This is a genomic window from Phenylobacterium sp. J367, assembly GCF_024699985.1.
Lineage (GTDB): Bacteria > Pseudomonadota > Alphaproteobacteria > Caulobacterales > Caulobacteraceae > Phenylobacterium.
Map to the genome: position 1 here is coordinate 1,126,263 of NZ_JAJONA010000001.1, position 19,627 is coordinate 1,145,889.

The following is a 19,627-nucleotide window of genomic DNA, read 5'->3' on the forward strand; positions in this document are numbered from 1 at the left end:
GGTCAGTCCCCAGGGTTGAGCGCGCGGCGTTTCGCTGTAAGAGGGCGCGGGGGATGGTCGACCGCCGTGGCGGCTGGGGCCGCGAAGAAGACTAGAAAGACCGCATGAAGATCCTGATTACGGGCGGAGCCGGGTTCATCGGATCCGCCGTTGTCCGCCGGGCGATCGCCGATGGCCACGAGGTGGTGAACCTCGACGCCCTGACCTACTCCGCCAACCTCGAGAACGTGGCGTCCGTGGCGGACCACCCGAACTACGCCTTCGAGCAGGCCGACATCTGCGACCAGGGCCGCATGCGCGAGATCTTCGCGAAGCATCGCCCCGACGCCGTCATGCACCTGGCCGCCGAGAGCCACAACGACCGCGCCATCGAGGGCCCGCTGGACTTCGTCCGCTCCAACGTCGTCGGCACCGCCGTTCTGCTGGAGGCCGCCCGCGAGCACTGGAACGGTCTGGCCGAGCCCGCGAAGTCCGCCTTCCGCTTCCACCACGTCTCCACCGACGAGGTGTTCGGGGCCCTGGGCGAGGACGGCGCCTTCAGCGAGACCACGCCCTACGACCCGAACTCCCCTACTCGGCGTCGAAGGCCGGCTCCGACCACCTGGTCCGCGCCTGGGGCCGCACCTATGGCCTGCCCGTCGTCATCACCAACTGCGCCAACAACTACGGCCCCTACCAGTTTCCCGAGAAGCTGATCCCGACGGTGATCACCCGGGCGCTGGAAGGGAAGCCGATCCCGGTCTACGGCGATGGCCGCCAGGTGCGCGACTGGCTGCACGTGGACGACCATGCCGACGCCCTGCTGCTGGTCCTGCAGAAGGGCCGCCTCGACGAGACCTACTGCATCGGCGGCACGCCGAACCGGCGCAACCTGGAGATCATCCAGATTCTCTGCGCCGCGCTCGACAAGTACGCTCCGGCCAACACGCCGCACGCCGAGAAGATCACCTTCGTCACCGACCGGCCGGGCCACGACTTCCGCTACGCCATCGACGCCTCGAAGCTGAAGGCCGAGCTGGGCTGGGAGGCGAAGACCTCGCTGGAGGCCGGCCTCGACGAGACCGTCCGCTGGTACGTGGACAACCGCGACTGGATCGAGGGCATCCGCCAGCGCGGCTTCCACTCCGAGCGGCTGGGGCTGGTGAAGGCGTCGTGACCGTCCGTATCCTGCAGTTCGGAACCACCGGCCAGGTGGGGATCGAGCTCCTGCGGCAGGCGCCCTGCCACGACGTGGCCCTGACCGCCCTCAGCCGCGCCCAGGCCGACCTCGCCGACCCCGCCGCCTGCGCCGCCGCCGTGCGCGCCGCCGCGCCGGACCTGGTGGTGATCGCCGCCGCCTACACCGCTGTCGACCAGGCCGAGAGCGACACCGCCGCGGCCGATGTGGTCAACGGCGAGGCGCCGGGCGCGATCGCCAGGGCCGCCCGGGACGCCGGCGCCGCGGTCGTGCACATCTCCACCGACTATGTCTTCGCGGGCGACAAGGGCCAGCCCTACCGCGAGGACGACCCCATCGCGCCCGCGGGCGCCTACGGTCGGTCCAAGGCGCTCGGCGAGCAGGCGGTGCTGGAGAGCGGCGCCCGCGCCCTCGTTCTGCGCACCTCCTGGGTCGTCTCGGCCCACGGCAAGAATTTCGTGAAGACCATGCTGCGCCTGGCCGGCGGCGACCGGCCCCTGCGCGTGGTGGACGACCAGCTCGGCCGGCCCACCGCCGCCGCCGACATCGCGGGCCTCATCCTCGCCCAGGCGCCCCGCCTGGCCGCGGCGCCGGTAGGGGCGCCGGAGTGGGGCGTCTTCCACTTCGCCAACGCCGGCGAGGTCACCTGGCGGCGGTTCGCCGAGGCGATCTTCGCCGAGGCCGGCGTCGCCAAGGCCGTCGAGCCGATCGCCACCGCCGAGTTCCCGACGCCCGCGCGCCGGCCGGCCTACAGCGTCCTCGACACCGGCCGCCTCGAGCAGGTGTTCGGCGTCACGCCGCGCCCCTGGCCGGCGGCGCTCGCCGAGATCGTCGCAGAATTGAAGACTGAAGGAGCCGTCGCATGAGGCGCGGGATCATCCTCGCCGGCGGCGCCGGCACCCGGCTGCACCCCTGACCATCGCGGTCTCCAAGCAGTTGCTGCCGGTCTACGACAAGCCGATGATCTACTACCCGCTGTCGGTCCTGATGCTGGCCGGCGTGCGCGAGATCCTGATCATCACCACGCCGGAGGACCAGGAGGGCTTCAAGCGCCTGCTGGGCGACGGCTCCCAGCTCGGCGTGCGCTTCGAATATGTGGTCCAGCCGACCCCCGGCGGCCTGGCCGAGGCCTACATCCTCGGCGAGGCGTTCGTCGCCGGCGAGCCCTCGGTGATGATCCTCGGGGACAACATCTTCTTCGGCCAGAATTTCGGAAACATGCTGCGCAACGCGCATGCCCGCACCCACGGGGCGACGGTGTTCGGCTATCCGGTGCACGACCCGGAGCGCTACGGCGTGGTCGAGCTCAGCCCCGACGGCCGGGCGCTCTCCATCGTCGAGAAGCCGGCCGAGCCCAAGTCCAACTATGCGGTGACGGGGCTCTACTTCTACGACGGCCGGGCCAGCGAGATGGCCAAGACGCTCAGCCGCTCGCCGCGCGGCGAGTTGGAGATCACCGCGCTCAATCAGCTCTACCTGGAGGCCGGCGAGCTGCATGTGGAACTGCTCGGCCGCGGCTTCGCCTGGGAGGACGCCGGCACCCACGACAGCCTGATCCAGGCCGGGGAGCTGATCCGCACCTTCGAGCAGCGCCAGGGCCTCCGCATCGGCTGCCTGGAAGAGATCGCCTACCACCACGGCTGGATCGACCGCGACCAGCTGCTGGCCACCGCCACGCGCCTGGCCAAGAGCGAGTACGGCAAGTACCTGCGCGAGCTCGCCGACAAGCCGCCCAGCAGCGAGGAGCCGGCGGAGTAATCATCCCTCCCCTTCATGGGGAGGGTCGACTCGCCGCGAGGCGAGCGGGGTGGGGGGTGTGGTTCAAACCCTGACTCTCCATGAGGCCCGCACTTCCCCACCCTGCGCGCTTGCGCGCTGTCCCTCCCCCATTAAGGGAGGGACCCATTTGCCCTAAGCCAGCCGGCTCTGCCTCCGGCTCCAGACCAGGTAGACCACCACGCCCACCGCATTCCAGGCGAAGAAGAAGACGATCGTCTTCACCGTCAGGCTGGTGAACAGGTAGAGGCAGCCGGCCACCGCCAGCGGGGCGACCACCCAGACCGCGGGGGTCCGGAACGGCCGCGCCAGGTCCGGCCGCTCCCGGCGCAGCACCATCACCGCCACCGCCGTCGCGATGAAGGCGGCGAGCGTGCCCGCATTGGCGAGGGCGGCGATCTCGTCCAGCGGCACGACGCCGGCGATCAGGGCCGCGATCAGGCCGGTGAGCAGGGTCACGGCGGTCGGCACGCCGCGGCCGCTGACCGTCGCCAGCCGGCGGGGCAGCAGGCCGTCGCGGGCCATGGCGAAGAACACCCGGCTCTGGCCGAACATGAAGACCATGATCACGGTCGGCATGGCGATCACCGCGGCGCCGGCGATGACCGAGGCCGCGGCCGGCCGACCCAGTTCGCGCAGGATGTAGGCCAGGGGCTCGGCGGTCTTGGAGAAGACGTCGTAGGGCATGGCGCCTAGCGCCGCGGCCGCCACCACCATGTAGATCAGGGTGCACAGCGCCATGGAGCCGACGATGCCGATGGTCAGGTCGCGCTTGGGGTCCTTGGCCTCCTCGGCAGCCGTGGAGATGGCGTCGAAGCCGTAGAAGGCGAAGAAGATGATCGCCGCCGCGCCCATCACCCCGTACTTGCGTCCGTCCTCGGCGGTCAGGGCGCCGAAGCCGAACGGGGCGAACGGCTCGAAGTGGTTGGCGTCGAAGGCGGGCAGGGTCAGGGCCACGAAGCCGGCCAGGGCAACCAGCTTCACGATCACCAGGATGAAGTTCACCGTCGCGCTCTCGCGGGTCCCGACGAGCAGCAGGCCGGTCACCACCAGGGCGATGAACACCGCCGGCAGGTTGACGATGCCGCCGCTCTCGGGCCCGGCCAGCAGGGCCGCGGGGATCGGCCAGCCGGCCTGCTGGATCAGCCCGGAGGCGTAGCCCGCCCAGCCGACGGAGACCGCGCTGCAGACCAAGGTGTACTCGAGGATCAGGCTCCAGCCGATCACCCAGGCCACCATCTCGCCGAGGCTGACGTAGGCGTAGGTGTAGGCGCTGCCGGCCTGGGGCGTCAGGCTCGCCATCTCGGCGTAGCAGAGCGCGGCGAAGGCGCAGACCGCGCCGGCCACCGCGAAGGACAGGATCACCGCCGGCCCGGCGAGGCCCGCCGCGACGCCGGTGAGCGTGTAGATGCCGGTGCCGATGATCGCCCCGACCCCCAGCGCCACCAGATGCGGCCAGCCCAGCGTGGGCTTCAGGCGATGCGCGCCCTCGGCGTGGGCGGCGGCCTCCACAGGCTTCCTGCGCGTGACGAAACTCATGTGTCGGCCCTCCCGGATCAGCGCCACCATTGCCCGCGCCGGGAGGCCCCGACAAGGCCGCTCGGATGGCCTTGGCGCCGGCCCGTCGAGGCGCCAGCTTGGCCGCGCTGATCGGAGGGGAGTTGTCCGCATGCGTCACCTGATCCTGGCCGCCGCCCTGGCGCTTGCGGCGGCGCCGGCCCTTCCCCAGCCGGCCTGGGCCGACGACGACGCCGTCCGGAAGCTGGTCGCCGACTACGAGGCCTGGTGGCTGGGCGACGATCCGGTGACCGCCGGCAACCTCGGCGTCCGCGCGGCGCTGTCGAAGCTCGCCGACGTCACCCCCGCCGCCGACGCCCGCCGCAAGGCCGCTCTGACCGCATTCCAGGCCCGCGCCAGGGCGATCCCCGACGCCGGCCTCTCGGAGACCGCGAAGCTCAACCGCGACCTGCTGGCCTGGACCCTCGAGAGCAGGCTCGGCTACCTCGGCTTCGATCAGGCCCGCATCCAGATCTCCAGCGACGGGAGCTTCTTCGACACCCTGGGCTACCTCGCCGCGTCGACCCCGATCCGCACGGCCGACGACGCCCGCGCCTGGGCCGATCGGCTGGAGGCCGGGGCGAAGGACTGGCGCGACAACACCGAAAACACCCGCCGGGGCGTGAAGACCCGCTTCACACAGCCGAGGTCCACCGTCGAGGCGGTGATCAGGCAGGTGGGCGGGATGGTCGCCGTACCGGTGGATCAGGACCCGCTGCTGCGGCCGCTCGCCAAGCTGCCCGAGGCCATGGGCTCCGCCGACCGGGCCGCCGTCCGCGCCCGCGCCGTCAGGGCGGTCGAGGCCATCCGCGTCGAGCAGCGCGCCTTCCTGAAGTTCCTCGAGACGGAGTATCTGCCCGCCGCCCGGCCGGGGCTCGGCGTGCGCTCCGCGCCGGGGGGCGAGGCCTACTACCGCTTCGTGGTCCGCGACCACACCACCACCAACATGACGCCCGAGCAGATCCACGCGCTGGGCGTGAGCGAGGTCGCCCGCATCCGCGCCGAGATGGACGTGGCCATGAAGGAGGCCGGCTGGACCGGCGACCTGGCGGGCTTCATCGCCACGCTGCGCAAGGACCCGAAGTTCTACGCCACGAGCCGTGAGGACCTGCTGGAGAAGGCGTCGGAGATCGCCAAGCGGCTCGACGACAAGCTGCCGGGCTATTTCGGGACCCTGCCGCGGCTGCCGTACGGCGTGCGTCCTGTGCCCAAGGAGCTGGAGCAGGGTTACACCACCGGCCGCTACTGGGGCGGCTCGCCCACCAACGGCGTCGCCGGCGGCTACATGGTCAACACCTATGCGCTGGACCAGCGCGGCCTGCACGAGCTGCCGGCGCTCACCGCCCACGAGGCGGTCCCGGGCCACCACCTGCAGATCGCGCTCGCCCAGGAGATGCCGGAGACCCCGGCCTTCCGGCGCGAGAGCTACTACACCGCTTTCGGCGAGGGCTGGGGTCTCTATTCCGAGCGGCTGGCCGGCGAGATGGGCATCTACCGCACGCCCTACGAGCGGTTCGGCCAGCTCTCCTACGAGATGTGGCGCGCCTGCCGGCTCGTGGCCGACACAGGCATCCACTGGATGGGCTGGAGCCTCGATCAGGCCCGCGCCTGCTTCACCGACAACACGGCGCTCAGCCCCCTGAACATCGAGGTCGAGCTCGCCCGCTACGTCTCCTGGCCGGGTCAGGCGCTCGCCTACAAGATCGGTGAGCGGAAATACGTCGAGCTGCGCGGCAAGGCCAAGACGGCGCTGGGCGACAAGTTCGACATTCGCCGCTTCCACGACGCCGTCCTGCTCGCCGGACCGCTGCCCATGGACATCCTCGAAGCCCGGATCGGCGCCTGGATCGTCGCCGAACAAAATAGGTGACGCGCGCGTCATCGAAATATTGACGCAACGTCGCTATGCTGGATCGTTCCGATGAACGACGTTAAGTTATGCGTAGGTCCGCCCCGCTTGCGGTGAGACAGGACCAGAGGGGATTGGGAGGTATTTGATCATGCAATCTGCACGCATTTCCGTGCTCGCGGCCATCGGGGGCTCGATGCTCCTGTTCGGTTGCACCACCGACGGCGCGCCCAGCGCGCTCGCCAGCGGCAATGACGCCGCGGCGAAGACGGCGACCCAGGTCGCCGCCCTCCCGGCCCAGGTCGACAACTTCATGCTCGTCGACCAGAACCTGGAGGCCCACGAGCTGTATCGCCTGGCCGACGCCAAGGCGATCGTCATCGTCACCACCATGAACGGCTGCCCGATCGCCCGGGCCATGACGCCGGAGCTCAAGAAGCTCCGCGACGCCTACCAGGCCAAGGGCGTCGAGTTCCTGCTGCTGAACTCCGCCCTGCAGGACGGCCGCGAGGCGGTCCAGAAGGAGGCCCAGGAGTTCGGGATCGACATCCCGATCCTGATGGACTCCAACCAGCTCGTCGGCGAGAGCCTGGGCGTGACCCGCACGGCCGAGGTCTACGTGATCAACCCGAAGACCTGGCAGGTGGTCTACCGCGGCCCGCTGGATGACCGCATCGACTACGGCGGCGCCCAGAAGGCCAAGGTCCAGCCCTTCGCAGCCAATGCGCTCGACGCGGTGCTGGCCGGCGGCGCCGTGCAGCAGGCGTCCATGCACACCAAGGGCTGCCTGATCGACTTCCCCGAGCGGGCGAAGAAGGCCCAGCACGCCAAGATCTCCTACGCCCACGACGTGGCCCCGATCCTCGAGCAGAACTGCGTGGCCTGCCACCAGCCCGGCTCCATCGGCCCGTTCTCGATGACCAGCTACGAGATGGTGAAGGGCTTCTCGCCGATGATCCGCGAGGTGCTGCGCACCGACCGGATGCCGCCCTACAACGCAGATCCGCACGTCAACAAGTTCGCGGACAACCGCAACCTGACGTCGGCCGAGATCAAGACCATCGTCCACTGGATCGAAGCCGGCGCGCCGCGCGGCGACGGGCCGGACCCGCTGGCCTCCGTGGACCGCAGGGCCCCCGAATGGCCGCTCGGCAAGCCAGACCTGATCCTCGACGTCCCGGCCTACAAGATCCCGGCCTCGGGCGTCGTCGACTATCAGCGGCCGCACATCGTCAATCCGCTGACCGAGGGGCGCTGGATCCGCGCCTCGACCGTCAAGGTCACCGCCCGCCAGGGCGTGCACCACATCCTCACCGGCTACCTGAAGGACATCCCGACCGGCCCGGCCAACGAGAGCCGCTGGGGCGCATCCGTGGGCGGCTACGCCGTCGGTTCGGAGAGCGAGATCGCGCCCGAGAACGCCGGCACCTACCTGCCGCCGGGCGGCGCCATCGGCATCCAGGCCCACTACACCCCCTTCGGCAAGGAGGAGGTCGATAAGAGCCAGATCGCCCTCTACTTCTACGACAAGGACAAGACCCCCGACCTGGTGATGCGCAACTCGGTGGTGGTCGACAACACCATCGTCATCCCGCCGGGTGCGGCGCGCCACAAGGAGGTGGCCTACCTCACCTTCCCGAAGGACGCCCTGCTCTACTCGGCCTTCCCGCACGCCCACTACCGCGGCTACGCCTCGGACCTGTGGATCCAGTATCCGGACGGCTCCAAGAAGCTGCTCCTGGCGCTGCCGAGGTACGACTTCAACTGGCAGCGGCACTACACCTTCGCCGAGCCGGTGAAGGTGCCGGCGGGCTCGAAGCTGATCGCCCACTACATCTACGACAACTCCAAGCGGAACCCGGCCAACCCGGACCCGTCGAAGCAGATCGTCTGGGGCGACCAGTCCTGGGAGGAGATGTTCTACACGGCGATCCGCTATCGCTGGGTCGACGAGAACTCGAAGAACTTCGTCGACTATGACGAGGCGCTCCACCAGACCCGTCTGCTGGGCATGTTCGACGACAGCCTCGACGGCAAGATCCAGAAGGCCGAGCTGAAGGGCGAGCTCGGCGCGCGGATCGGCCAGTACTTCGCCCAGGTCGACAAGAACGCCGACGGCGGCATCGACAAGGCCGAGTTCGCGGTCGTGCAGCAGATGCTGGGCGGTCGCCGGCGGTCGAGCACCGAGAACGCGGCCATGCCGCCGGCCCCTTCTCCGGGCGGGCGCTAGCCGAACCCCTGGCTCCCGGCCATAAAGGCCGGGATGACCAGGCTGATGATCTACGAACCCTCCTGGCGGAGGCTGGCGGGCTCGATTCCGAAGGGGGTCGAGCCCGTTCTCATGGGCGAGGACGGCAAGCTCCGCCTCGACGGGCGCGAGGTGGAGCCAGAGGCCGCCGGCGCCGTCGCCGGCTGGGCCAACGCCGACGTCTTCTTCTCGCCGGCGGCGCGCGCCTACATGATCGCGCTGTTGAAGTCGCCGGACCTTGCCTGGGTGCAGAGCGGGGCCGCCGGCTTCGACAACCCGGTCTTCGGCCAGCTCGTGCAGAAGGGCGTGCGGCTCTCCACCAGCCATGGGCAGGCGGTGGGCATGAGCGAATACGTCCTCTGGGGGCGTGCTCGACCACTTCCAGAACGGGCCGGGACGGCGCGCCGCCCAGGCGAAGCACGCGTGGGACCGCCTGCCCTTCCGGGAGATCAACGGCTCCAACTGGCTGGTGATCGGCTTCGGCGCCATCGGCCAGAACGTCGCCCAGCGGGCCCGGGCCTTCGGCGCCACGGTGACCGGCGTGCGCCGCAACCAGGCCCCGCATCCGGCCGCCGACGCGATCGCGCCGATCGCCGACCTGCCGAACCTGCTGCCTGAGGCCGACGTGGTGGTGCTGTCGATCCCGCTGACGCCGGAGAGCCGCCACCTGGCCGACGCCGGCTTCTTCGCCGCCATGAAGACGGCCTCAGTGCTGGTGAACGTCGGCCGCGGCGGCCTGGTGGACGAGGATGCGCTCCTCGCCGCCCTCGACGCAGGCAAGCCCGAGCACGCCCTGCTGGACGTCTTCGCCGTGGAGCCGCTGCCCGCCGAGAGCCGGTTCTGGGATCACCCGCGGGTGACGCTCACCCCGCATTCGTCCGGCATCACCACCGGCCAGCACACCCGCAACGACGCCCTCTTCGCGGAGAACCTGCAGCGGTTCGTCGAGGGTCGTGACCTGCTGAACCTGGCGGACCCCAAGGACGTGCTGGCGGGCTAATTCGCCCTCTCCCTACCCTCTCCCTCTCCGCTTCGCGGGGGGAGAGGAGGGTAGCCGGGAGTCCGAGCCATAACCTCCTCTCCCCCGACCCCGGCGCAAGTCGGGGGAAGAGAGGGAGAGGGTAGGGAGAGGGCCTGCTTAGCCGCTACTCCACCCACAGGTCCTGCATGTCGCCCTTGCGGTTCAGGGCGCGCACGGCGCGCTTGACCACGGCCAGCAGGCGCTGCCGGCGCTGGACCTCGTCATAGGTCATGGCCCCCCGGGCCATGCCCTCCAGCAGGAAGCGGCCGAGGTCGCGGCTGGTCTGGAAACGCGGGTCGGCGCCGGCCTGGACCATGGCCCCGAACCTCGCGCCCACCTGGGCGTGGTCGAAGGCGCTCTGCGCCGCCGACAGCCGCTCGCGCAGCATGGGGTCGGTGCGGGCCGCAGCCTCCAGTTCGGCGAAGGCCACGAAGGGCGTCTCATGCAGCAGGGCCCAGTAGGCGTCGATGGCGTGCTCGGCGGCGTCCACGCCCGGCGGATGCGGCTGGGAGCCGGCCTGCTCGAACAGCCTCGCCCGCTCCAGCTCGATGTGCGCCACGGCGGCTTCCACCAGCTCTTCCCGGCTGGCGAAGTGGTAGAGCATGGCCCCACGGGTCAGCTTGGCGGCGTCGGCGATCATGGCGTTGGTGGCCGCGTGGTAGCCGACGTCTGCGAACAGCCGCATGGCCGCATCCAGTATCCGCGCGCGCGTACGCTGCGACTTCGGCGTCGCCTTTGCCGGATAGGTTCTCGCGTCCATCAAGGCCAAATGTTCGGGCGACCTGGGGAGGGTCTGCTGTCTCGCCAATTCCTATCAGGACAGTGGGACGTCTCGCCACAGCTTCAAGGTCGCGGTGGAAGGTTTCACGAAACCGACATGCAATCAGCCTAGCGACTGGTCAAAATCCAGGCGTTGGGGGCGCAAAGTGAGCGATCCTGGAATCCGACGTTATCGGACGGTGTTCCTGTCCGACATCCACCTCGGCACGCGCGGCTGCCAGGCCGAACTGCTGCTCGACTTCATCCGGCACATGGAGTGCGACCACCTCTACCTCGTCGGCGATATTGTCGACGGCTGGAAGATGAAGAGCGGCTGGTACTGGCCGCAAAGCCACAACGACGTGGTCCAGAAGGTCCTGCGCCTGGCCCGCAAGGGCGTGACCGTGACTTACGTCCCCGGCAATCACGACGACCGCGTCCGGGACTTTTGCGGCGTCCACTTCGGCGGCGTGGTGGTGGCCCGGGACGCGATCCACGAGACCGCCGACGGCCGGCGCTTCCTGGTCACCCACGGTGACGAGTTCGACGGCGTCGTCCAGCACGCGAAGTGGCTGGCCTTCCTGGGCGACTGGTCCTACCGCGCGCTCCTCGCCGCCAACACGCTGACCAACCGGCTCCGGCGGCGGCTCGGCTTCGGCTACTGGAGCTTCTCGGCCTTCCTGAAGACCCGGGTGAAGAACGCGTTGCACTTCATCGAGAACTTCGAGCAGGCGGTCGCCGACGAGGCCCGCCGGCGCGGTGTCGACGGGGTGATCTGCGGTCATATCCACAAGGCCGAGATGCGCGAGATCGACGGCATCACCTACGTCAACGACGGCGACTGGGTGGAGAGCTGCACGGCGCTGGTGGAACACCCCGACGGCCGGCTGGAGATCCTCGAATGGGCCAAGCTCCGGCACTGGTCCGTGCTCGACCGCGCGCCCGCCGCGCCGGAGATCCAGGCTCCGCCGCTCGCGGCGTAACGCCGGTCGGTTTGACAGCGCAGCCGAATTGATGACAGTGCCGCTGCCATGAAACCGCCCATGCCCCCAAGCCTGCGCGACCGGCAGCGGGCGGAGACGCGCGAGCAGATCCTCCGCGCCGTCGGCCGCCAGCTCGAGAGCGGCGCCGCGCTCGAGGACCTGAGCTTCGCCGAGATCGCCCGCGACGCAGGTCTCGGCGAGCGCACCGTCTACCGCTATTTCCCGACCAAGGAGGCGCTGCTGGGCGCCTTCTGGGCCTGGATGCAGAACCAGGCGGTCTCCGCCGCCCCGGAGCGCCCCCGGCCCCGGGCCATGCCCCGCGTCCGCGAGGCGATCACCGCGGCCCGCGACGCCCAGCGGCCGATGCGCATCCTGCTCGCCACCGACGCCTGGGAGCCGCAGGTGAACGGGGTGGTCCGCACCCTGACCCGTGTCCACCGGGAGCTCATGGACATGGGCCACACGGTGGAGGTGATCCACCCGGGCCAGTTCAAGACCTTCCCGCTTCCCACCTATTCCGAGATCAAGGTGGCGATCGGCGTCTACGAGCCGGTGCAGGAGCGCTTCAAGGCCTTCGAGCCCGAGGCTATCCACATCGCCACCGAGGGGCCCATCGGCCTGGCGGCGCGGCGCATCTGCGTGGAGTGGAAGCTGCCCTTCACCACCAGCTACCACACCCGCTTCCCGGAATATGTCTCGGCGCGACTGCCTCTGCCGCTGGCCGCCGGCTACGCCTACATGAAGTGGTTCCACAAGCCGTCGGGCCGGCTGATGGTCGCCACGCCGACCATGCGCGACGAGCTGACCGCCCACGGCTTCCGCAACATCTCGGCCTGGTCGCGCGGCGTCGACACCGAGCATTTCCGCCCCCGCCTGGCCGACGAGCCGGACGTGTTCGAGGGGCTCGCCCGGCCGGTCTTCCTCTATGTGGGCCGCGTGGCGGTGGAGAAGAACATCGAGGCCTTCCTCGGCCTCGACCTGCCCGGAACCAAGGTCGTGGTCGGCCCTGGCCCGCAGCTCGACGAGCTGAAGGCCAAGTACCCCGGCGCGGTGTTCACCGGCTCCAAGTCCGGCAAGGAGCTCTCCGACGCCTATGCCTGCGCCGACGTCTTCGTCTTCCCCTCCCTCACCGACACCTTCGGCCTGGTGATCCTGGAGGCCATGGCGTCCGGCACGCCGGTGGCGGCCTATCCGGCCCCCGGCCCCATCGACATCATCCCGAACTCGGGCGCCGGCGCGCTGGCCGCCAGCGCCACCGAGGGTCTGCGCGAGGCCTGCCTCGACTGCCTGAAGCTCGACCGCAAGCAGGTCCGCGCCTTCGCAGAGAAGTTCTCCTGGCGCGCCTGCGCCGAGGACTTCGTGAAGAACCTCCAGCCCTACCCCGAGCCTGAGAAGACGAGGTTCTGGCGCAGGCTCAGGCGACTGGCGCGGGTCCGACGCAGGCCCCAGGCGGCCTGATCCCTCCCCAGGGGAGGGACGATCCGGCTACAGCAGCCGGCTGCGCATCGCCTGGCTGAGCAGGTCGATCAGGCTCACCGCCACCACGATGACCACGACGATCGCCGACAGCTCGCCGTAGTTGAAGGCGTTGAGGCTCTCGAACAGCACCTGGCCGATGCCGCCGGCCCCGATCAGGCCGAGCACCGTGGCCGAGCGCGAATTGCTCTCGAACCGGTAGAGCGCATAGCTGGTCCACAGGGGCGCGACCTGCGGGATCACCCCCCAGACGATCTCCTGCAGCCGGTTGGCGCCCGTGGCGCGGACGCCCTCCACCGGACCCTTGTCGATGGATTCCACGGCTTCCGAGAACAGCTTGGCGAGCACGCCGGTAGTGGCGATGGCCAGGGCCATGACGCCGGCGAACGGGCCGAGGCCCACGGCCACCAGGAAGATGGTCCCGATCACCAGGTCCGGGATCGAGCGCAGCAGATTCATCAGGAGCCGCATCGGCTGCTGAAGCCAGGCCGGCGCGATGTTGCGCGAGCAGGCCAGGCCGAACGGAATGGCCACGATGATCGCGAGGAAGGTGCCCCCATAGCGCGATCTGGATCGTGAGCCACATCTGCTTGATGTAGAGGCCGAGGTTGCCCCACTCCGGCTGCAGGAGCTGGCGGCCGTAGATCCGCATGTTCTCGGCGTTGGTGAAGATCCGGCCGAAGTTGCGCATCTCCACCGGCCCGAAGGCCAGGATCAGGAGCAGGATCACCGCGCCCCAGACCAGGACGTCCGGCGCGCGCTGGGCCAGCGAGCGGGTGGGCGGCAGCAGCGCCGGCGACGCCGGGACCGGATCGACCATCGACATCAGACGTCCGGCTCCATGGCGCGCTTCTGGGCCGCGGCCGCGCGGATCTTGTCGAACTCGGCCTGGGCCTTGGCGATCGCCGCCTCGTTCTTGCCCTTCTTGGCGTCGGCCAGGGTCTGGGCGGCCTCCATCTCGCGGATCGGATCGAGGTAGCTGTCGTCGGCGGCGCGGAAGCCGCCGTAGGCCAGCCCCTTGAGCACTTCGCGCTGGCGGTCGGCCTCGGGCCCCTGGCCGGTGCCGTAGGTCAGGAAGAACTGCCGCATCTTCTCCTTCACCGCCGGATCGAGGTCTTTGCGGGCGACGATGGAGCTTTCCGGGATCGGCGGGGAGCGCCAGATCACTTCGACCTTCTCGGCGATCTGCGGGTTCTGGCGGCCGGCGAACAGCAGGCCCACCGTGTTGTTGGTCGCCACGTCCACAAGGCCGTTGGCCACCGCGAAGACATTGGCTTGGTGGTTGGCCGCGCGCACCGCCTTGAAGCAGGCGGCGGGCTCGATGTTCCGCGGCGTGAACAGGTAGGTCATCGGGGCCAGCGTGCCCGAGGTCGACTTGGCGTCGCCGATCCCGAAGGTCAGGGTCTTGTCGCAGGCCAGCACCTTGTCGAGCGTGATGCCCGAGCCCTTGCGGACGATCAGCACCGAGCGGTAGCTGTCCTCGCCGCCGGCGTCGACCACGCGGCCCAGGACCTGGGCGTCGGCCCGGCGCGTGGCCTCCAGCGCCGGCAGGGCCGAGAACCAGCCGACCTGCACCTGGTTGAAGCGCATGGCCTCGATCAGCGACGTGTAGTTGGTGGCGAAGTAGGGCTTCACCGGCACGCCGATCTGCTTCGACATGTCGTCCAGCAGGGGCTGCCACAGCGGACCCATCGACTGCTGGTTCTCCGCCGACAGGATCGAGAAGGTCAGCTCCTTGGGCTTGTCGCCCGCTTGGGTGCTCGGATTGTCCCCGCAGGCCGCCAGGCTCACGAGGGCGGCCCCCGCGATCGCTGTCAGCGACAGACCGGTCAGGATACGGCGGCCGATCATTGCGGGGCTCCTTCCCAGAACACGTCCTCGAACTCCGGCCCGTAGATGTCGATGAGCTGCTCGCGCTTCAGGCCGCCCGAGGGGCCGTCATAGACGATCTTGCCGGCCTTCAGGGCCACCACGCGGTCGCAGTAGCGCAGCGCATAGTCCACCTGGTGGAGGGTCACCACGACGGTGAGCCCATCCTCCCGGTTGAGCGTGCGCAGGCTCTCCATCACCCGGCGCGCGGAGACGGGATCGAGGCTGGCCACCGGCTCGTCGGCGAGGATGATCTTGGCCTTCTGGACCAGCGCCCGGGCGATCGCGCCCCGCTGCTGCTGGCCGCCGGAAAGGGTGTTGGCGCGCTGGGCGGCGTAGTCGGAGACGCCCATCCGCTGCAGGGCCGCCATGGCCGCGGCCTTGGTCTCGGCCGGCCAGACGCCGAACAGACCACGGACCGGATCGATCCGGCCGAGCGAGCCGAGGGCCACGTTGGAGAACAGGCTGAGCCGGCCCACCAGGTTGAACTGCTGGAAGATCATGCCGATCCGCGTGCGGGTCTTGCGCACGTCCGACGCGATCTTGCCGTTCTGCTGCACGGGCCCGCCAAAGGCCTCGATGCGGCCTTCGCCGCCATCGATGGTCTGGAGCGCGCTGATCGAGCGCAGCAGCGTCGATTTGCCGGACCCGGAAGGTCCGATGAGGGCGATCATCTCACCCTTGGCGACATCGAGGGAAACCTTGTCCAAAGCGCGCCGGGCGCCGAAGGTCTTGGACACGTTCCGTATCGACAGAACGGCGGCGTCAGGCATGAACGGCGAAATTTCCCAAGGTTGCGCGCGCAAGCGGGCGAAATTCGCCGGGCCTTGCGACCGCTTCATGACACGAGGTTCGGGAAAAGGTCCAGCGGCGTCAGGCGCCTGAGCGCTGCACCCCTCGGCGAAAGCCGCGGCCGGTCCGAGCGCGCGAGCGCCGCTGTAGGGTTCCGGATCGAAAAAGCGTGGCCGGGCGTTTGGGCTGTTGCAGATCCACACCGCGCCCACCTTGGGCGCCAACGTTCCGAGTGCAGACGGGACGCGGGGGGGGACATTGCCCCTTTACATGCGAGTCGGAAGACCCTATTTGCGCGGCTTCCGGCGGACCCGAAGTCCTAAAAAGCGCTGCTAACGCCGGTCTGGGTTCAACAATCCGTTGGGGGTTGCGTGAGGTGCAGACGTACCATACGCCCCTGGACCTGGTCCGTGAGCGGTCCCCGGAGCGTCCAGTCGCCTTTGCGCGGCCGGGCGTGGTGGCCGTAGCGGCGCGCTGGTTCCAGGATAGTTTTCAAGGCGACGTCTTCTACGCTGTCAAAGCGAACCCTTCGCCGTGGGTGATCGAAACCCTCGCGGCGAATGGTGTGGCGTCCTTCGATGTGGCCTCGATCCCCGAGATCGAGCTGGTCGCTGAGCACGCGCCGGGCTCGCGCATGGCTTTCATGCACCCGGTGAAGAGCCGGCGCGCCATCGCGCAGGCCTACTTCGACCATGGCGTGAAGACCTTCTCCTTCGACACGCACGAAGAGCTGCAGAAGATCATCGAGGCCACCGGCAACGCCGACGACCTCTCGCTGATCGTGCGGCTCGGGGTGTCGGCGGAAGGCGCGGCCTACTCGCTGTCGGGCAAGTTCGGGGTGGACAGCCACCACGCGCCGGCCCTGCTGCTGGCCGCCCGCCGCGCCACCCAGGACCGCATGGGCGTCTCCTTCCATGTGGGCAGCCAGTGCATGCGGCCGACCGCCTTCCAGGCGGCCATGGCCCAGGCCAACCGCGCGATCCTGCGCGCGGGCGTCATGGTCGACGTGGTCGACGTCGGCGGCGGCTTCCCGTCCGTCTACCCGGGCATGGTGCCGCCGGACCTCAGCGACTACGTGGACTCGATCCACCGCGGCTTCGCCGAGATGAGCGTCCACAAGGACACCGAGCTCTGGGCCGAACCCGGCCGGGCGCTGGTGGCCGAGGCCTCCTCGGTGCTGACCAAGGTCGAGCTCCGCAAGGGCGACGCGCTCTACCTCAACGACGGCAGCTACGGCTCGCTGTTCGACGCGGCCCACTCCAAGTGGCCGTTCCCGGTGAAGCTCTACCGGGGCGAGGACGGCGCGGGCGAGGAAGTGGAAGGGCCGCTAAAGCCCTTTCGTTTCTACGGTCCGACCTGCGACTCGATCGACCACATGCCGGGTCCGTTCTGGCTGCCGGAGGACGTCCGCGAGGGCGACTACATCGAGATCGGCATGCTGGGCGCCTACGGGATCGCCATGAACACCCGCTTCAACGGCTTCGGCGACGCCGAGACCGTGGCGGTGTCGGACGCCCCCATGGCCTCCATGTACGGCCTGGCCGGCCGCCACATCCGTCTGCCGCGCGAGCAGCAGCAGGAGGAGCGCAAGGTCGTCCGCCTGTCCCGCCCGAAGGGCGCGGCCGGCAAGAAGGGTCGTCGGCGCTAAAACCGACACATTGAAAGTGTTATAGGCGCGGCCGGTCGCTCCGTCCCGGTCGCGCCTTTTCGAGGCGGGGTTAGGAAAAGTGATTTCGGTTTTCCGCCCGAACCCCGCCCCGCTAAGGGATTGCGCGGTCCGAGCGGCGAACCGGTGTCCACTTCGCCTGACCGCGCAAGCTGACGGGCGATCACCTTCAGAGGGAAACTTCCGACGATGAACGCTCCCGTTCAGAACACCAACCGCAAGGCCGAGCTGCTGGCCAACACCGTCGAGCACGTGGCGATCGACCAGTACGACGCCCGGCCGATCATCGATTCCATGCGCAGGATGAGCTTCACGAGCCGCGACACGGCCCGTGCCGCCGACATCTGGAAGATGAGCCTGGAGGACGCCGACTGCTCCACCTGGCTGACGCTCGCGGGCTCCACGTCCGCGGCCGGCTGCATGCACATCTACCGCGACATGGTCCAGCACGGGATGATCGACGCCATCGTCGCCACCGGCGCCTCCATCGTCGACATGGATTTCTTCGAGGCCCTCGGCTTCAAGCACTACCAGGCCGACTCGAGCGTCGACGACCGCGAGCTGCGCGAGATGTATATCGACCGCATCTACGACACCTACATCGACGAGGAAGAGCTGCAGGCCTGCGACGCCACGATCTACGACATCTGCGAGATCCTGGAGCCGCGTCCGTACTCGTCGCGCGAGTTCATCTGGGAGATGGGCAAGTGGCTGGCCGCCGGCAACGCCAAGAAGCCGGACAGCCTGATCGAGGTGGCGTACCGCGAGGGCGTGCCGATCTTCTGCCCCGCCTTCGTGGACTCGTCCGCCGGCTTCGGCCTCGTGAAGCACCAGGTGGAGCGGATGAAGGCGGGCAAGCCCTACCTCACCATCGACGCCGTGGCCGACTTCCGCGAGCTCACCGAGATCAAGCTGAAGGCGGGCGCCACCGGCCTCTTCATGGTCGGCGGCGGGGTGCCGAAGAACTTCGCCCAGGACACCGTCGTCTGCGCCGAGATCCTCGGCCACGAGGTGGACATGCACAAGTACGCCATCCAGATCACGGTGGCCGACGTGCGTGACGGCGCCTGCTCGTCCTCGACGCTCAAGGAGGCCTGCTCCTGGGGCAAGGTGGACGTGACCTGGGAGCAGATGGTGTTCGCGGAAGCCACCACCGTGGTGCCGATGATCGCCTCCAACGCCTTCCACCACGGCGCCCACAAGGCGCGCCGCAAGCGCCGCTGGTCGGACCTCTTCCAGAAGTAGTCGGCAAGCCGCCTGAAACCGAACGGCCCGGGAGCGATCCCGGGCCGTTTTTTTAGGCGCTGGTATCCAGCGCGATCGGGGTCGGATCGTTGTCGGCGTTGCGCTCGCGCATGGCCCGGGCAATCTCCTCCATGCGCTTCATCTCGGCCTGGAAGTGCGGGACCAGGAAGTCGATGAAAGCCCGCATCCGCGGCGTGTCGCGCAGCTCCCGACGGGTGATGATCCACGAGGAGCCGCTGGCCTCGGCGATGTCGTCCGAGCACCGCACCAGCTCGCGGTGGGCGTCGCCCAACAGGGTGGCCAGCGGCGCGATGCCGAGGCCGGCGCGCACCGCCGGCAGCAGGTTGGCCATGCTGGACGAGCGGGCCACCGCCGCACGGCCGCCGGCCTTCTCGAACATCCAGGTCATGCCCGACCAGGTCCCGATCTCGCCGTCGCCGCCGATCAGGTCGTGCTGGGCCAGTTCCTCCACCCGGCTTGGGCGCCCTTCCTGAGCGCGTAGTCGCGGCTGCAGTAGAGGGCGAAGTGGTAGTCGTGGAGCTTGCGCGCCACGAGGTCGGAGTCCGGCAGGGCCTGGCCCGAGCGGATCGCCACGTCGGCCTCGCCGGCGTTGAGGTCCAGCGCCTTGTCGCTGATCAGCAGGTCCACCTGGACGTCCGGATAGAGCCGCCGGAACTCGGCCAGCGCCGGCATCAGGACGGTGTTGGAGACGATCTCCGTGGCGGTCAGGCGGATGGCGCCGGCCAGGCCGCGGCGGTGCGCCTGGGCCCGGGTGCCGAAGGTCTCGGCGGCGCGCTCCACCTTCTCGGCCTCGGCCAGCAGGTCGCGGCCGGCCTCGGTCAGCCGGCTGCCCGCCTGGCCGCGCTCGAAAAGCTTCAGCGTCAGCGCGCTCTCCAGGCTCTCGATCCGGCGCGCCACCGTGGTCTGGTTGACGCCCAGCGCCCTGGCCGCGCCCAGCGTCGAGCCGCCGCGCGCCACGGCCAGGAAGGCCTTGAGGTCGTTCCAATCGAACATGGTTACCCATTCTGCGGTTATGCAGAACCGCACTGCAAGAGCGCTGATGGCTCGGCCGGGCTTCATCCGGTATCAGCGCCCGCTCCGACTGTGCCGCAGGTCACAGGCCCCGTCGGTGCGTGACGGCGGTCACCACAACCGGGCCGCGATTTCCTTAGGTAGCGCTTCCCAACCACAACCGCCGGTCTCCCCGCC

13 protein-coding genes and 5 pseudogenes are annotated in these 19,627 nt (G+C 69.3%); 11 read left to right on the forward strand and 7 right to left on the reverse strand.

Annotated features, from left to right (window positions below):
• Positions 1-104: 104 nt before the first annotated feature.
• The 3 genes and pseudogenes from rfbB (at position 105) to rfbA (ending at position 2,935) form a co-directional block, all read left to right on the forward strand.
• A pseudogene (gene rfbB, locus LRS04_RS06170) lies at positions 105-1,156 on the forward strand (dTDP-glucose 4,6-dehydratase).
• Complete coding sequence (rfbD, locus tag LRS04_RS06175) at positions 1,153-2,043, forward strand: dTDP-4-dehydrorhamnose reductase (protein WP_257815619.1); 891 nt, start codon at positions 1,153-1,155, stop codon at positions 2,041-2,043. The pseudogene rfbB and the gene rfbD overlap by 4 nt, the downstream one beginning before the upstream one ends.
• A pseudogene (gene rfbA / locus LRS04_RS06180) lies at positions 2,040-2,935 on the forward strand (glucose-1-phosphate thymidylyltransferase RfbA). Before rfbD ends, rfbA begins: the two are co-directional and overlap by 4 nt.
• 153 nt (positions 2,936-3,088) lie before the next feature.
• Here rfbA and LRS04_RS06185 read toward each other — a convergent pair.
• On the reverse strand, positions 3,089-4,492 hold the full coding sequence (locus tag LRS04_RS06185; RefSeq protein ID WP_257815620.1) for an amino acid permease: 1,404 nt from the start codon (positions 4,490-4,492) through the stop codon (positions 3,089-3,091).
• A gap of 130 nt (positions 4,493-4,622) precedes the next feature.
• Here LRS04_RS06185 and LRS04_RS06190 point away from each other — a divergent pair, with 130 nt between their 5' ends.
• A complete protein-coding gene (locus tag LRS04_RS06190) occupies positions 4,623-6,380 on the forward strand; it encodes a DUF885 family protein (RefSeq protein WP_257815621.1) in 1,758 nt (585 codons plus the stop codon).
• Positions 6,381-6,510: 130 nt separating this feature from the next.
• Positions 6,511-8,589 (forward strand): redoxin family protein, encoded by a 2,079-nt coding sequence (locus LRS04_RS06195; protein ID WP_257815622.1) that lies wholly within the window; start codon positions 6,511-6,513, stop codon positions 8,587-8,589.
• 224 nt (positions 8,590-8,813) lie between these two features.
• Here LRS04_RS06195 and LRS04_RS06200 read toward each other — a convergent pair whose 3' ends face one another.
• Positions 8,814-8,951 carry a hypothetical protein gene (locus LRS04_RS06200; protein ID WP_257815623.1) on the reverse strand — a complete coding sequence of 46 codons (138 nt, stop codon included), beginning with the start codon at positions 8,949-8,951 and terminating at the stop codon, positions 8,814-8,816.
• 23 nt (positions 8,952-8,974) lie between these two features.
• Between LRS04_RS06200 and LRS04_RS06205 the strand changes: the two genes are divergently transcribed.
• Positions 8,975-9,607, forward strand: a complete 633-nt coding sequence (locus LRS04_RS06205) for an NAD(P)-dependent oxidoreductase (protein ID WP_257815624.1) — start codon at positions 8,975-8,977, stop codon at positions 9,605-9,607.
• Positions 9,608-9,752: 145 nt separating this feature from the next.
• Here LRS04_RS06205 and LRS04_RS06210 read toward each other — a convergent pair whose 3' ends face one another.
• Positions 9,753-10,388, reverse strand: a complete 636-nt coding sequence (locus tag LRS04_RS06210; RefSeq protein ID WP_257815625.1) for a TetR/AcrR family transcriptional regulator — start codon at positions 10,386-10,388, stop codon at positions 9,753-9,755.
• A 166-nt stretch (positions 10,389-10,554) separates the two neighbouring features.
• On the opposite strand from LRS04_RS06210, the gene LRS04_RS06215 reads away from it, so the two are divergent.
• The 3 genes and pseudogenes from LRS04_RS06215 (at position 10,555) to LRS04_RS06225 (ending at position 12,828) form a co-directional block, all read left to right on the forward strand.
• Positions 10,555-11,370, forward strand: a complete 816-nt coding sequence (locus LRS04_RS06215; RefSeq protein WP_257815626.1) for a UDP-2,3-diacylglucosamine diphosphatase — start codon at positions 10,555-10,557, stop codon at positions 11,368-11,370.
• A 60-nt stretch (positions 11,371-11,430) separates the two neighbouring features.
• A pseudogene (locus LRS04_RS06220) lies at positions 11,431-11,607 on the forward strand (TetR/AcrR family transcriptional regulator); the annotation flags it as partial.
• A gap of 126 nt (positions 11,608-11,733) precedes the next feature.
• Complete coding sequence (locus LRS04_RS06225) at positions 11,734-12,828, forward strand: glycosyltransferase family 1 protein (RefSeq protein ID WP_257818989.1); 1,095 nt, start codon at positions 11,734-11,736, stop codon at positions 12,826-12,828.
• A gap of 27 nt (positions 12,829-12,855) precedes the next feature.
• Here the strand turns inward: LRS04_RS06225 and phnE are convergent.
• The 3 genes and pseudogenes from phnE to phnC form a co-directional block, all read right to left on the reverse strand.
• Positions 12,856-13,666: pseudogene (gene phnE, locus LRS04_RS06230) on the reverse strand (phosphonate ABC transporter, permease protein PhnE).
• 5 nt (positions 13,667-13,671) lie between these two features.
• Positions 13,672-14,697: a phosphate/phosphite/phosphonate ABC transporter substrate-binding protein gene (gene phnD, locus LRS04_RS06235; RefSeq protein ID WP_257815627.1), complete on the reverse strand. Its 1,026-nt coding sequence runs from the start codon at positions 14,695-14,697 to the stop codon at positions 13,672-13,674.
• The gene (phnC, locus tag LRS04_RS06240; protein ID WP_257815628.1) at positions 14,694-15,488 is read right to left on the reverse strand and encodes a phosphonate ABC transporter ATP-binding protein; all 795 of its coding nucleotides are present in this window, start codon (positions 15,486-15,488) and stop codon (positions 14,694-14,696) included. The genes phnD and phnC overlap by 4 nt, the downstream gene beginning before the upstream one ends.
• Before the next feature lie 395 nt (positions 15,489-15,883).
• On the opposite strand from phnC, the gene LRS04_RS06245 reads away from it, so the two are divergent.
• Positions 15,884-17,155, forward strand: a complete 1,272-nt coding sequence (locus LRS04_RS06245; RefSeq protein ID WP_257815629.1) for a type III PLP-dependent enzyme — start codon at positions 15,884-15,886, stop codon at positions 17,153-17,155.
• Between the two features lie 207 nt (positions 17,156-17,362).
• A complete protein-coding gene (locus LRS04_RS06250) occupies positions 17,363-18,418 on the forward strand; it encodes a deoxyhypusine synthase (protein WP_257815630.1) in 1,056 nt (351 codons plus the stop codon).
• Positions 18,419-18,470: 52 nt separating this feature from the next.
• Here the strand turns inward: LRS04_RS06250 and LRS04_RS27675 are convergent.
• Positions 18,471-19,498, reverse strand: a pseudogene (locus LRS04_RS27675) (LysR family transcriptional regulator).
• Positions 19,499-19,627 lie beyond the last annotated feature (129 nt).